The organism is Ferrimonas sediminicola, assembly GCF_005116715.1.
Classification (GTDB): domain Bacteria; phylum Pseudomonadota; class Gammaproteobacteria; order Enterobacterales; family Shewanellaceae; genus Ferrimonas; species Ferrimonas sediminicola.
This window is the reverse complement of record NZ_SWCI01000019.1, coordinates 36,138-47,605: the sequence shown is the minus strand read 5'-3', so window position 1 is coordinate 47,605 and position 11,468 is coordinate 36,138. Positions and strand designations below refer to the sequence as shown.

At 59.8% G+C, this 11,468-nt stretch carries 13 protein-coding genes; 6 read left to right on the top strand and 7 right to left on the bottom strand.

Going from position 1 to position 11,468, the window contains the following annotated elements; genetic code table 11:
• Positions 1-501 precede the first annotated feature (501 nt).
• Genes FCL40_RS17665 through FCL40_RS17650 form a run of 4 tightly spaced genes read right to left on the bottom strand, consistent with a single transcriptional unit; the run spans position 502 to position 4,057 of the window.
• Positions 502-1,038, bottom strand: a complete 537-nt coding sequence (locus FCL40_RS17665; RefSeq protein WP_136854596.1) for a TlpA family protein disulfide reductase — start codon at positions 1,036-1,038, stop codon at positions 502-504.
• Entirely contained in the window at positions 1,035-1,520 is a 486-nt protein-coding gene (gene nrfF, locus FCL40_RS17660; RefSeq protein WP_407644159.1) for a heme lyase NrfEFG subunit NrfF, read from the bottom strand. Before nrfF ends, FCL40_RS17665 begins: the two co-directional genes overlap by 4 nt.
• The gene (locus FCL40_RS17655) at positions 1,520-2,077 is read right to left on the bottom strand and encodes a DsbE family thiol:disulfide interchange protein (protein ID WP_136854595.1); all 558 of its coding nucleotides are present in this window, start codon (positions 2,075-2,077) and stop codon (positions 1,520-1,522) included. The genes nrfF and FCL40_RS17655 overlap by 1 nt, the downstream gene beginning before the upstream one ends.
• Before the next feature lie 15 nt (positions 2,078-2,092).
• On the bottom strand, positions 2,093-4,057 hold the full coding sequence (locus tag FCL40_RS17650) for a heme lyase CcmF/NrfE family subunit (RefSeq protein ID WP_136854594.1): 1,965 nt from the start codon (positions 4,055-4,057) through the stop codon (positions 2,093-2,095).
• 403 nt (positions 4,058-4,460) lie between these two features.
• On the opposite strand from FCL40_RS17650, the gene ccmI reads away from it, so the two are divergent.
• Positions 4,461-5,708, top strand: coding sequence for a c-type cytochrome biogenesis protein CcmI (gene ccmI, locus FCL40_RS17645; protein WP_136854593.1), 1,248 nt, complete (start codon positions 4,461-4,463; stop codon positions 5,706-5,708).
• Between the two features lie 139 nt (positions 5,709-5,847).
• Here ccmI and FCL40_RS17640 read toward each other — a convergent pair whose 3' ends face one another.
• Positions 5,848-6,147 (bottom strand): c-type cytochrome, encoded by a 300-nt coding sequence (locus FCL40_RS17640; RefSeq protein ID WP_136854592.1) that lies wholly within the window; start codon positions 6,145-6,147, stop codon positions 5,848-5,850.
• Between the two features lie 337 nt (positions 6,148-6,484).
• On the opposite strand from FCL40_RS17640, the gene ccmA reads away from it, so the two are divergent.
• Genes ccmA through ccmE form a run of 5 tightly spaced genes read left to right on the top strand, consistent with a single transcriptional unit; the run spans position 6,485 to position 9,268 of the window.
• Positions 6,485-7,126 (top strand): cytochrome c biogenesis heme-transporting ATPase CcmA, encoded by a 642-nt coding sequence (gene ccmA, locus FCL40_RS17635; RefSeq protein WP_136854591.1) that lies wholly within the window; start codon positions 6,485-6,487, stop codon positions 7,124-7,126.
• A gap of 10 nt (positions 7,127-7,136) precedes the next feature.
• Positions 7,137-7,823 carry a heme exporter protein CcmB gene (gene ccmB / locus FCL40_RS17630; protein WP_136854590.1) on the top strand — a complete coding sequence of 229 codons (687 nt, stop codon included), beginning with the start codon at positions 7,137-7,139 and terminating at the stop codon, positions 7,821-7,823.
• Between the two features lies 1 nt (position 7,824).
• The gene (locus tag FCL40_RS17625; RefSeq protein WP_136854589.1) at positions 7,825-8,571 is read left to right on the top strand and encodes a heme ABC transporter permease; all 747 of its coding nucleotides are present in this window, start codon (positions 7,825-7,827) and stop codon (positions 8,569-8,571) included.
• Positions 8,571-8,783, top strand: coding sequence for a heme exporter protein CcmD (ccmD, locus tag FCL40_RS17620; protein ID WP_136854588.1), 213 nt, complete (start codon positions 8,571-8,573; stop codon positions 8,781-8,783). Before FCL40_RS17625 ends, ccmD begins: the two co-directional genes overlap by 1 nt.
• A complete protein-coding gene (gene ccmE / locus FCL40_RS17615; protein WP_136854587.1) occupies positions 8,780-9,268 on the top strand; it encodes a cytochrome c maturation protein CcmE in 489 nt (162 codons plus the stop codon). The genes ccmD and ccmE overlap by 4 nt, the downstream gene beginning before the upstream one ends.
• Before the next feature lie 27 nt (positions 9,269-9,295).
• On the opposite strand, the gene FCL40_RS17610 is transcribed toward ccmE, so the two are convergent.
• A complete protein-coding gene (locus FCL40_RS17610; RefSeq protein WP_136854586.1) occupies positions 9,296-10,069 on the bottom strand; it encodes a slipin family protein in 774 nt (257 codons plus the stop codon).
• Positions 10,059-11,393, bottom strand: a complete 1,335-nt coding sequence (locus FCL40_RS17605; protein ID WP_136854585.1) for an NfeD family protein — start codon at positions 11,391-11,393, stop codon at positions 10,059-10,061. Before FCL40_RS17605 ends, FCL40_RS17610 begins: the two co-directional genes overlap by 11 nt.
• Positions 11,394-11,468 lie beyond the last annotated feature (75 nt).

The window sequence follows — 11,468 nt, the reverse complement described above, 5'->3', positions numbered from 1 at the left end:
TCCGAAAATTCCGACTCAATGAATTACTGAATTAACTTGTTATAGTCACTCAGTGCAACATTGATATATGAGATATCAATCCTGCGCGAGTGCCCACACAGATTGTCTGACTAATTGTTAAAGAGCGCGTCTCTCATCGAGACAGGAGGCGCATTCTACGCGACTCTCCGCCGCCGTCAACCCCTAAATGCAAACTTTTCCAAGCTGCCGGTCAAGGCGATTTGCTTCACTTACGAAGGCTTCGAGCCAACATTGAAAGCAGGGCGCCATTTTACCCACTTAAGTTAATCTTTCAACCCGTTGGGGCGAAGTTTTTCTTAGTGGCTGACGCCATGTTAACCACGTCACATCGGCGACGCCGGCATTTGCCCGGCCAACGAGGAGCGCATTATAGGGGGGGATTTCAGCTTGGCAAGTGCCAAGGGGAGCATTTGCGATCGACCGGGCAGATAATAGACAAAAGCACCCTGGCGGGTGCTTTTGTGAGCCGGCCATGCCGATTTATTGAGTCAGGTATTTCTCGATCAGCTGCTGTACCTTGGGGTTATCCCAATCGACGAAGCTGCGGACGAACGCCACCAGTTGCCCCTGCTCATTGAGGATAAAGGTGGCGGGCACCAGATCCGTCGGCAGCACCTGGCCTACGGCATTGGTGGTGTCATACATGGTGGAGAATGATTCCAGGCCAAGCTCCTTAAGGAAAGGGGCTACCACGGCAGGGTCATGATCGATCGCCACCGGCACAACCACTGCCCCCTGTTGCTCCAGCTTGCTGCGGAACCGCGCCAGAGAGGGCAGCTCCCGCACGCAAGGAGGGCACCAGGTGGCCCACAGATTCAGCACCACCACCTTGCCCTTGTAGCGGGAGAGAGGTATCGGCTGCCCCTCCAGGTCCTTCACCTCGATATTGTCCAACTCCTGAGGGAAGGTCAGCTGGACGAAGCGCTGCAGCGCAGGATCCTCGCCGGCCTGGTTCATTCCGGGGAACGCCTGGGCGCCGCCGGTCAGCAGCGCCAACACCAGGATTAGGCCTCTCATTGACCCTGCTTCTCTTTCAGCACCTTGGCCAGGCGTTCACGGTCCGCATCACTGATGTTTGCCGCGACCTTGGCGCCCTTCTGACGCTGGGAGCGGACAAACAGCAAGCCGACGCCGAGACCGATGACGGCGAAAGCGACCGGCCCCAACCACAGTACCAGGGTACGGTTGTCGAAAGCGGGACGATAGCGAACGAAGTCACCATAACGATCGGTCATGTAGGTGACGATCTCGTCGTTGCTCTTGCCTTCGTCCACCATGGCATACACCTTCAGGCGAAGATCGCGCGCCACCGGAGAGTTGGAGTCGATCAGGTTTTGGTTCTGACACTGGGGACAACGCAACTCGTTGGCCAGTTGCAGGCCCCGCTCCTTGTTCTCCTGGCTCTTGAACTCATAGGTGTCGATGGGGGTGGCATGCACCGCCCCGGCGATCAGCATCAGGCAGGCCGCCCGGCCAAACCACTTCATCAGCGCTTTCATCAGGCTCCTCCCTTGGCGGCAGCGGCCTCACGACGCAGCTCGGCAATCATCGGCATAAAGGTCTCGGCCCAGTTTTGCGGTCCCAGGACCCCGGCAAAGCGGTAGCGAACCACCCCTTTGTGATCCACCACGAAGGTCTCGGGCGCCCCATAGACCCCCAGATCCAGCCCCAGTTGACCGTCGGGATCGTACAGGTTTCTGGTGTAGGGATCGCCATTGCCGGCCAAGTAGCGCAGCGCCAGGCCACGCTCATCCCGGTAGTTGATGCCGTAGATGGGGATGCTCCCGTTACGGGACAACTTGTTCAGGAAGGGGTGCTCATACTTACAGGAGGGACACCAGGTGGCCCATACGTTGAGCAGGTACACCTCCCCCTCCAGATCGGTGTTGGAGATGGTGACCTGGGCGTCCTCGAGGGACTCCAGGGTAAAGGTGGGCACCGGCTTGCCCTCCAGGGCGGAGTCCAGCTCCTTGGGGTTGAGGAACAACCCCTTGTAGAGGAATGCCGCCATGCCGATGAAGATCAGCAGGGGAATAAACAGTAACGCGCGTTTCATAGCTCTACTCTAACCTCAGGCAGTCGCCACTTGTGCTTCATTGACGGTGGCACTCTTCCGGCTGCGGGCCCGCTTATCGGTCGCTGCCAGGGTACCGCCGATCATCATCAGGATACTGCCAAACCAGATCCAACGCACCATGGGCTTGTAGTTCAGGCGCACGGCATAATCGGTGGAGTCCAGAGGGTCGCCCATGGTGACGTACAGATCCCGGAAGAAGCCCCAGTCGATGCCGGCCTCGGTCATATCCATGGTGCGAACATTGTACTTACGACGATCCGGGTACAGGGTGGTGACCGGCTCACCGTCCTTCATGACGGTGATGCGGCCCTGCTCGGCGGTGTAGTTGGGGCCTTGAACCATGCGGGTCTCTTCATAGGTAAAGGTGTACCCGGCCAGCTCGTGACTCTTGCCCGGGCCCATACGCACGGATTTCTCTTCGGCGTAGTGGGAGACCATGGCGGCACCGATGATGGCCATGGCGATGCCCATGTGAGCAAACTGCATACCCCAGAAGCTGCGGCTCAGGCGCTTGGCAGTGAAGCCGCCATCGGCCTCTTTGGTTTTGTTGTACAGGTCCAGCATCAGGGTCAGCAAGATCCACACCGCGGTGGCCACGCCGGCGCTTACCCACAGGTTCATCTTGCCGTCAATGATGAACGGCAGGGCCAGTCCGGAAACCAGGGCCACGGCGGCCGGCACCATCAGCTGACGGGTCTCGGTCTCCTTCGCCTTCTTCCAACGAATCACCGGCCCGATGCCCATCAAAACAAACAGCACCAGCACAATGGGGTTAAACACCGTGTTGAAGTACGGGGGACCCACGGAGATCTTACCCAGCCCCAGGGCATCCCCCAGCAGCGGGTAGAGGGTACCCAGCAACACCGAGCCGGTGGCCACCACCAGCAAAATGTTGCAGCCCAGCATCATGGTCTCCTTGGAGAACAGTTCAAACTTGGCCGGGCTGGCAAACTCGGTGGCACGCACGGCAAACAGGGTCAGTGAGCCGCCGATGGTCAACCCCAACAGCCCCAGAATCGCCATGCCCCGGGTGGGGTCGGCGGCGAAGGAGTGCACCGAGGTCAGCACGCCGGAACGCACCAGGAAGGTGCCCAGCAAGCTGAGGGAGAAGGTGAAGATCGCCAGCAGGATGGTCCAGTTACGGAAGGTGCCTCGCTTCTCGGTGACAATCAGAGAATGCACCAGGGCGGTACCCACCAGCCAGGGCATAAATGAGGCGTTCTCGACGGGATCCCAGAACCACCAGCCGCCCCAACCCAGCTCATAGTAAGCCCACCAGGAACCCAGGGCGATACCGCCGGTCAGGAAGATCCAGGCGGCCAGAGTCCAGGGGCGGGACCAGCGCGCCCAGGCGGAGTCCAGCCGACCGCTCAGCAGGGCGGCGATGGCAAAGGCGAAGGCAACGGAGAAACCAACGTACCCCAGGTACAGCATGGGCGGATGGAAAATCAGGCCCACGTCCTGAAGCATGGGGTTCAGGTCTCGACCCTCCATGGGCACCACCGGCAAGAAGCGCTCGAAGGGGCTGGAGGTCAGCAGCATAAACAGACAGAAGCCCAGGGTTACCATCCCCATGACCGCCAGGACCCGGGCCACAAAGGCATCATCCAGGTTGCGGCTGAACGCCGCCACCGCGGCACTCCACACCGCCATGGAGAAGACCCAGAATAGCAACGAGCCTTCGTGGCCACCCCAGATGGCAGCGATCTTGAACGGTGTCGGCAGGTGGCTATTGGAGTTGTGAGCCACATAGGCCACGGAGAAGTCGTCGGTGACGAAGGCATAGCCAAGGGCCACCACCGAAATAGCCATGAAGAGAAAGGTGCCGTATGCCAACGGCCGGCTGTAACTCACCAGGAAGGCGTCGCGCCTTGCCACGCCCACCAGGGGGACGATCGACATGATGGCGGCAAACGCCATGCCGATAATGAGTGCGTAATGTCCTAGTTCCGGAACCATGAATTACCTCTGCGAGGGAAGATATCCTTATACGGCTGTGCGCCCAACTCGCCCAGCCGAACGGTGCTCATTGACGCCATTTTAGGCAGAGTTGCGTTGCTTGTCTGCCTTTAATCACGCTTAAAACGATGTAGCTCACACCCACGCGCCATGCGCATGCCCTGACGGTGCTGTGGCGTTTGACGGGGCAGCTTACAAAAAGTTTCCGCGATTGTTGTATTAGATTTACATTATGTGACCCCTACCTCAATTGCGGTGGTTCGCCAAGGTCAGATTTCCCCAGCTATGGCGCTTGAACGTGGTTGCCGTATAATCCATCTGCAAATTTTTTATGTTGGTGTGACGCGCCCCTGACTGCGAAACACTCCATGACTTACGCACATCACAGACTACAGAAGCAGCTATGACGACTTTTTGGATCGCAATCGCGGCACTGACCGCACTGGCTCTGCTCTTGGTTTGGCTGCCCTTTTTCAGACGCACCGCGAAAGGGGCCCAGCAGACTGAGCTACGCACGCAAACCAACGTAAAACTGTTTAACGAGCGTATTGCCGAACTGGAGGTAGAGAAGCAGGAGGGTCGCCTGACCGAGGCGGAGTTTGAAGCCCTCAAGCAGGAGCAGGAGATGAACCTGCTTCAGGATGTGGACGACGGCGCCAGCTCGGCCATTACCGAGAACAGACGTGGCCCCCTGTGGCCGGTATTGATCAGTGTCGCCGTGCTGAGTCTCTCCGGATACAGCTACCTGGAACTGGGCCGTTTCGATGAGTGGCAGAATGCCCGACCCGAGAGTGCACAGCAGTCCAACCCTCACCAGGGGATGACTCCGGAGCAGATGCAGCAGATGCGCATCGCCCAGCTGGAAAGCACAGTGATGAATGAGCCTGACAACAGCCAGGCCTGGTTCTCCCTGGGGCACGCCTACATCTCCGGCGGTCAGTATGAGAAGGCCATCGCCGCCTTCGATACCGTCATGGAGATGGTCGGTCGCCACGCCGAACTCCTGGGTCCCCGCGCCACCGCCATGTACTACCTGGCCGGTGAGAAGATGACTGCCGAGATCGACGCCGTGATCAAGGAAGCCCTGGAGAGCGACTTCAAGGATCCCTCCACCCGACTGCTATTGGGTATGGATGCCTTCTTCAGCGCCAACTACGAAGACGCCATCCGTCACTGGGAGATCCTGCTCACCAGCCCCCGTGACGACTTCGACCGCTCCGCCATTCAGGCTGCGATCATGCAGGCCAAGAGCTTCCTGGGTACAGACAGTGTCGATAACCCTGAGCTGAACAAGGATGTCGAAGCCAAGGCCAAGAGCATCCATGTGTCCGTCTCCCTGGATGACGCAGTCGCCGCCCAGGCCCAGCCCGATGCCAGTGTCCTGGTGATGGCCCGCCCCATCAGCGGTGGCATGATGCCCGTGGCGGTGAAACGACTGAAGCTGTCTGATCTGCCCACCCTGGTGGTGCTGAAAGACAGCGATGCCATGACCCCGGAGATGCTGCTGAGCAGCCAGCAAGCGGTTTCCATCGAAGTGGTGGTGAACCACGACGCCAACCCGGGCGCCACTCCCGGCGACCTGGTGGGCCGACTGGACAGCGCCGCCCTGGGCAGCGACGTCCAGGTGGTGATCGACACCGTGATTCAGTAAAACCGAATCCAGGCGCAGGTAAAGCTGTGCCTTGAACCGACAAGGGCTCCTATGGGGCCCTTTTTGTTGGCTGGCTGCCGCAGTGTGGGCAATAAAAAGGCCCGCATTCAGCGGGCCCCTTTAAACAACCTGGTCAAGATTACTTCTTGGTAGACATGAACTCGATGGCAGCCTTGTAGTCTTCGTCGCTGCAATCCATGCACATACCACCTGGGGGCATGGCGTTCAGGCCGTTCTTCACACTCTGGACCAGATTATCCATACCCTTCGCCAGGCGAGGCTCCCAAGCGGCCGCGTCGTTCAGCTTAGGTGCACCGGCAATGCCCATGGCGTGACAGGTCTGGCAGGCCTTGTTGTAGACAGCTTCACCTTCCTGAGCCATCACACCGGGAGCAGAAGCCAGCATAGCTACTGCAGCAAAAGCGATAATCTTTTTCATGCTACTTCGTTCCAAATTGTTGACATTTATCTTTAACTTGATTGATTTTCGGTCACAGCCAAGCTCGGTATTAAAATATCACATACCTCACAGCCGTTCATCTTTTTTTGATATAAATCACCATTCCTGGTCAGCGGATGCAACTAATCCACCTTACTGGGAGTCATAGAAGCTAATCATTTGTTAATTAGCCTAAAACAGGTCATATTCTGCCCCTCTGCCACGCCCTGTGATCCAGCGCGCCCTAGCAGTTGTTAAGAATGGGAGCAAGCCCAAGTTAACTTGCACCCACTATGGTAGAATCGCCTTCAACCAGTTCAGGTGTGAATACGAGAGCATGCAGGACAGCAAAATACTACTCAGCGCCGAGGAACTTACCTGTATCCGCGAAGAGCGGATCCTGTTCGACGGCCTCAGCTTCGACGTGCGTGGTGGCGACATCATCCAGATTGAGGGGCCCAACGGCGCAGGCAAGACCAGCCTGTTGCGCATCCTTGCCGGCCTCTCCCGCCCCTATGCCGGCGACGTGCACTACCAGGGCAGTCCCACCAGCGACGTCCGCGACGATTTCCACGAAGATCTTCTCTACCTGGGCCACCTTCCCGGGGTGAAGAGCGAACTGACGGCCGAGGAGAACCTGGCATTCAACCTCAGCATCGCCGGCTACAACGACGTCGACATCCGCGCCACCCTGGCCAAGGTCAACTTGACCGGTTTTGAAGAGCACCCGGCGGGACACCTGTCCGCCGGGCAGCATCGTCGCATCGCCCTGGCCAGGCTGTGGCACAGCGAGGCACGCATCTGGATCCTCGATGAACCCCTGACCGCCATCGACAAGCGCGGCGTGGCCGAGTTGGAACAACTGTTCCTCGACCACGCCGATCGCGGCGGTTGCGTCATCCTCACCACCCACCAGGACCTGCAACTGGTGGGGCCGGACCGGCTGAAGAAGCTGCGTCTGGAATACCAATTCGACTAGGGGTCCAATCATGAGCCGAGATGTAAGCTACAGCCGGGCCTTCAACACAGTCCTCAAACGGGATCTGCAGGTGGCCTTCCGCCATCGCAACGACATCTTCAACCCGCTGATGTTCTTCTTTATCGTGGTGAGCCTGTTCCCTCTGGGAATCGGTCCCGAACCCCAGGTACTGGCCCGCATCGCACCGGGGATCATCTGGGTGGCCGCACTGCTTTCTGCCATGTTGTCACTGGAGCGGCTATTCAAAACCGATTATGCCGACGGCTCCCTGGAGCAGATGATGCTCAGCCCTCAGCCGCTGTCGCTGATGGTGCTGGCCAAGGTGCTGGCCCATTGGATCGTTACCGGGGTGCCGCTGATCATCGCCTCCCCGCTGCTGGCCACCCTGCTGCATCTGGAAAGCAACAGTTACGGCGCCCTGATGGCCACCTTGACCCTGGGGACCCCGATCCTAAGCCTGCTGGGTGCCATTGGCGCCGCTTTGACGGTAGGCTTACGCAAAGGGGGGGTACTGATCAGCCTGCTGATCCTGCCCCTCTATATCCCAGTACTGATTTTTGCCACCAGCGGCATCGACGCCGCCGGCATGAACCTGCCCTACACCGGCCACCTGTCTTTGCTGGCAGCCATGCTGGTGGGCGCCCTGGTCCTGGCTCCCGTGGCAATCGGAGCCTCTTTGAGAGTGAGTACAAACTGATATGTGGAAATGGCTTCACCCCTACGCCAACCCCGAGAAGGCGTATCAACTGGCCGGCAAGATGCTGCCCTGGTTTGCCATCCTGGCGGTACTGCTGATCGGAACCGGCACCGTGCTGGGCCTGGGTTTCGCCCCGGTGGATTACCAACAGGGTAACTCCTACCGCATCATCTTCATTCACGTGCCTGCGGCGTCCATGTCGATGTCTGCCTACTTCGCCATGGCCATCGCCGCCTTTATCGGACTGGTATGGCAGATCAAGCTGGCGGACATCGCCGCCGCCGCCATCGCCCCCATCGGTGCGGTGATCACCTTTATCGCCCTGTTTACCGGTGCCACCTGGGGCAAGCCGATGTGGGGGACCTGGTGGGTGTGGGACGCCCGGCTGACTTCCGAGCTGGTGCTGCTGTTCCTCTACCTCGGCGTCATCGCCCTGTATGCCTCCTTCGAGGATAAGGTCCTGGCGGCCAAGGCAGCCGGCATCCTGGCCATCGTCGGGTCCATCAACCTGCCGATCATCAAGTACTCCGTAGAATGGTGGAACACCCTGCATCAGCCTAACGCCATCACCGTCGGCAAGAGCAATGCGATGCCACCGGAGATGCTGATTCCCCTGCTGCTGAACATCTTTGGCTTCGCCATGATGATCGGCGCCCTGACCATCTTGCGCTTCCGCGCCGAGGTGCTGGCCCGCAACGCCATGCGTCCCTGGGTTCGTGACATCGTTGCCGATGAGGAGAATCGCTAATGAACTGGAACTTCCAATTTTCCGGCCTGTCTGAGTTTCTGAATATGGGCGGCTACGCCTTCTTCGTCTGGCTGGCCTACGGCGTCGCATTCGCCGCTCTGGGACTGTTAGTGGTAAGTTGCCTCTCCCAGCGCCAACGCGTTATCAAACAGATTAGCCAAAAGCAGGCCCGAGAAGAGCGTCTGCGCCAACACAGGAGCAAAGCGGTATGAATCCACGTCGTAAAAAACGCCTGCTGTTCGCCTCAGCCTTGATTGGCGGTGTTGCGGCCATTGCGTCCCTGCTGCTGTACGCACTCAACAGCAACCTGGACCTGTTCTACACCGCCTCCGAGATCCATCTTGGGAAAGAGGGCACCGGCATCAAGCCCGAGATTGGCCAACGCATCCGTATCGGTGGCATGGTGGTACCCGGTTCGGTAAAACGCGACCCCGACAGCCTCAAGGTAGAGTTCCAGATCGCCGACACCGGCCCGGCGGTGACCATCCGCTATGACGGTATGCTGCCCGACCTATTTCGCGAAGGTCAGGGGATCGTAGCTCAGGGGCCGATGACCGAGTTTGCGGTGATCGACGCCACCGAAGTGCTGGCCAAGCACGACGAGAACTACATGCCTCCAGAGGTGGCCGAAGCCATGGGCAAAAAGCATGAGAAGCTGACCTACGACGAGCCCCAGGTCCAGGGCGGCAGCTACTAAGGGGCACTCACCCCCTCCCAAGGCCGGTCACTGACCGGCCTTTTTATTGCCCTGAAACCACTCGGTCAGCTCAGTGGGTAGTGGGAACACTATGGTACTGGACTTGTCGCCGGCGATCTCGGTCAGGGTCTGCAGGTAACGCAGCTGAAGTGCGCCCGGCTCCCTGGCCAGAACCTTGGCTGCCTCGGCCAACTTGCCTGCCGCTTCATGCTCACCGGTCGCGTGGATCACCTTGGCCCGCCTGACCCGCTCCGCTTCCGCCTGCCGGGCGATGGCACGGATCATGCTCTCATCCAGATCCACGTGTTTAATCTCCACGTTGGAGACCTTGATGCCCCACACATCGGTCTGCTTATCCAGGATCCGCTGGATATCGGCGTTAAGCACCTCGCGCTGTGACAGCATCTCGTCCAGCTCGTGCTGACCCAGCACCGACCTCAGGGTGGTTTGGGAGAGTTGACTGGTGGCCTCGTGGTACTCCTCTACCTGGTTGATCGCCTTTTCAGGATCCACCACCCGGTAGTAGACTACGGCGTTGACCTTCACCGACACATTGTCCCGGGAGATCACATCCTGGGTGGGCACATCCATCACCAGGGTACGCAGGTCTACCCGGACGATCTGCTGCACCACCGGCACGACAATGATCAGCCCTGGACCCTTAACCCGGTAGAACCGCCCCAGCAGGAAGATCACCCCACGTTCATACTCCCGCAGGATGCGAAACGTACTGATCAGCAACGCCAGGATCAAGAACGACAGGGTCACACTGAAGTACGAGGTGAAGTTCTCAGCCATCATGGTTGGTCTCCTTATCGGCCAGTACCAGGGTCAGTCCCTCCACGGCCACGACGATCGCCTGAGTGCCATGAAGCTTACCGTCACTGCGTGCCTGCCACAGCTCGCCGCCCAACTCCACCATCCCCTGAGACGCCAGCCGGTCATCCACCGTCACGCTCTTGCCGATCAGGGTCTGGATCCCGGTCACCACGCTCTGGCGGCGGCTCTTGAGGGCCATCCGCAGCACCAGCACCGTAAACAGGGCCGAGGCCACCGCCACCGCACTGACCAGGGGCAACGCCAGCTGCAGCTCTGGCACGTCGGTATCCATCAGCAGCAGGGCACCGGCGAGAAACGCCACCACCCCACCGATGCCGAACAGGCCGAAGCTGGGCAGGAAGGCTTCGGTGATCATCAGCGCCAGCCCCAGCAGCATCAGGGCGGCCCCGGCCAGGTTGATGGGGAGCAGATTCAGTGCATAAAGGCCCAGCAACAGGCTGATGCCGCCGACGATGGCCGGCAACCCGACACCTGGGCTGTAGAACTCCAGAACCAGGCCGTAGAACCCAAGCATCAGCAGCAGCAGAGCCACGTTAGGATTGGTCAGGACCTGCAGCAGCCTGTGCCGCCATCCCGGCTCAATAATCACGACCTCCAAGCCCTTCAGCGTGAGCGAATGCTCACCGATGCGCCGCCCTTCAAGTGCGCTCAGCAGACGGGTCAGGTCCTCCGCCACCAGGTCTATGACTCCCAGTTTGGCGGCCTCGGCCGCAGGCAGACTGGCCCCCTCCCGCACCGCCTTTTCGGCCCATTCCAGGTTTCGCCCCCGGAGCTCGGCCAGGCCCCTAATGTAGGCGACCGCGTCGTTGACTACCTTGTTACGCATGCTCTGCTCATTTGAGGGCGCCTGCTGCTCCTTCGGGCCCCCGGGGGGCGCCGGACTGGAGGTAGGGCTCAAGGCCACTGGCGTGGCCGCCCCGAGGTTGGTGGCCGGTGCCATGGCGGCAATGTGACAGGCGTACAGCAGGTAGGTGCCGGCACTGGCCGCCCTGGCGCCTGGCGGCGATACATAGCCTGCCACCGGCACCGGGCTCGCCAGGATCCCCTGGATCATCTCACGCATGGCGGTATCCAGCCCTCCCGGGGTATCGACGGCCAGCACCAACAGCGCCACCTGGGCACGGCTGGCGTCTTCCAGGGTATTGAGCAACAGCTCAGAGGTGGCCGGCCCTATCACCCCCTGGATGGGCAGCACCCACACCTGGGCCCCCGGTGACGATCGGGGTTGTGCCAGCAACAGCAGGGCGATGGGGATTAACAGTGCCAACAGACGACCCAACTTCATAGGCACCTCTGCAGTGAGAAACCTACTTAAGTGTAGTCAACGGAGTAGAATGGAATTTTCAGGAGGGGAAAGAAA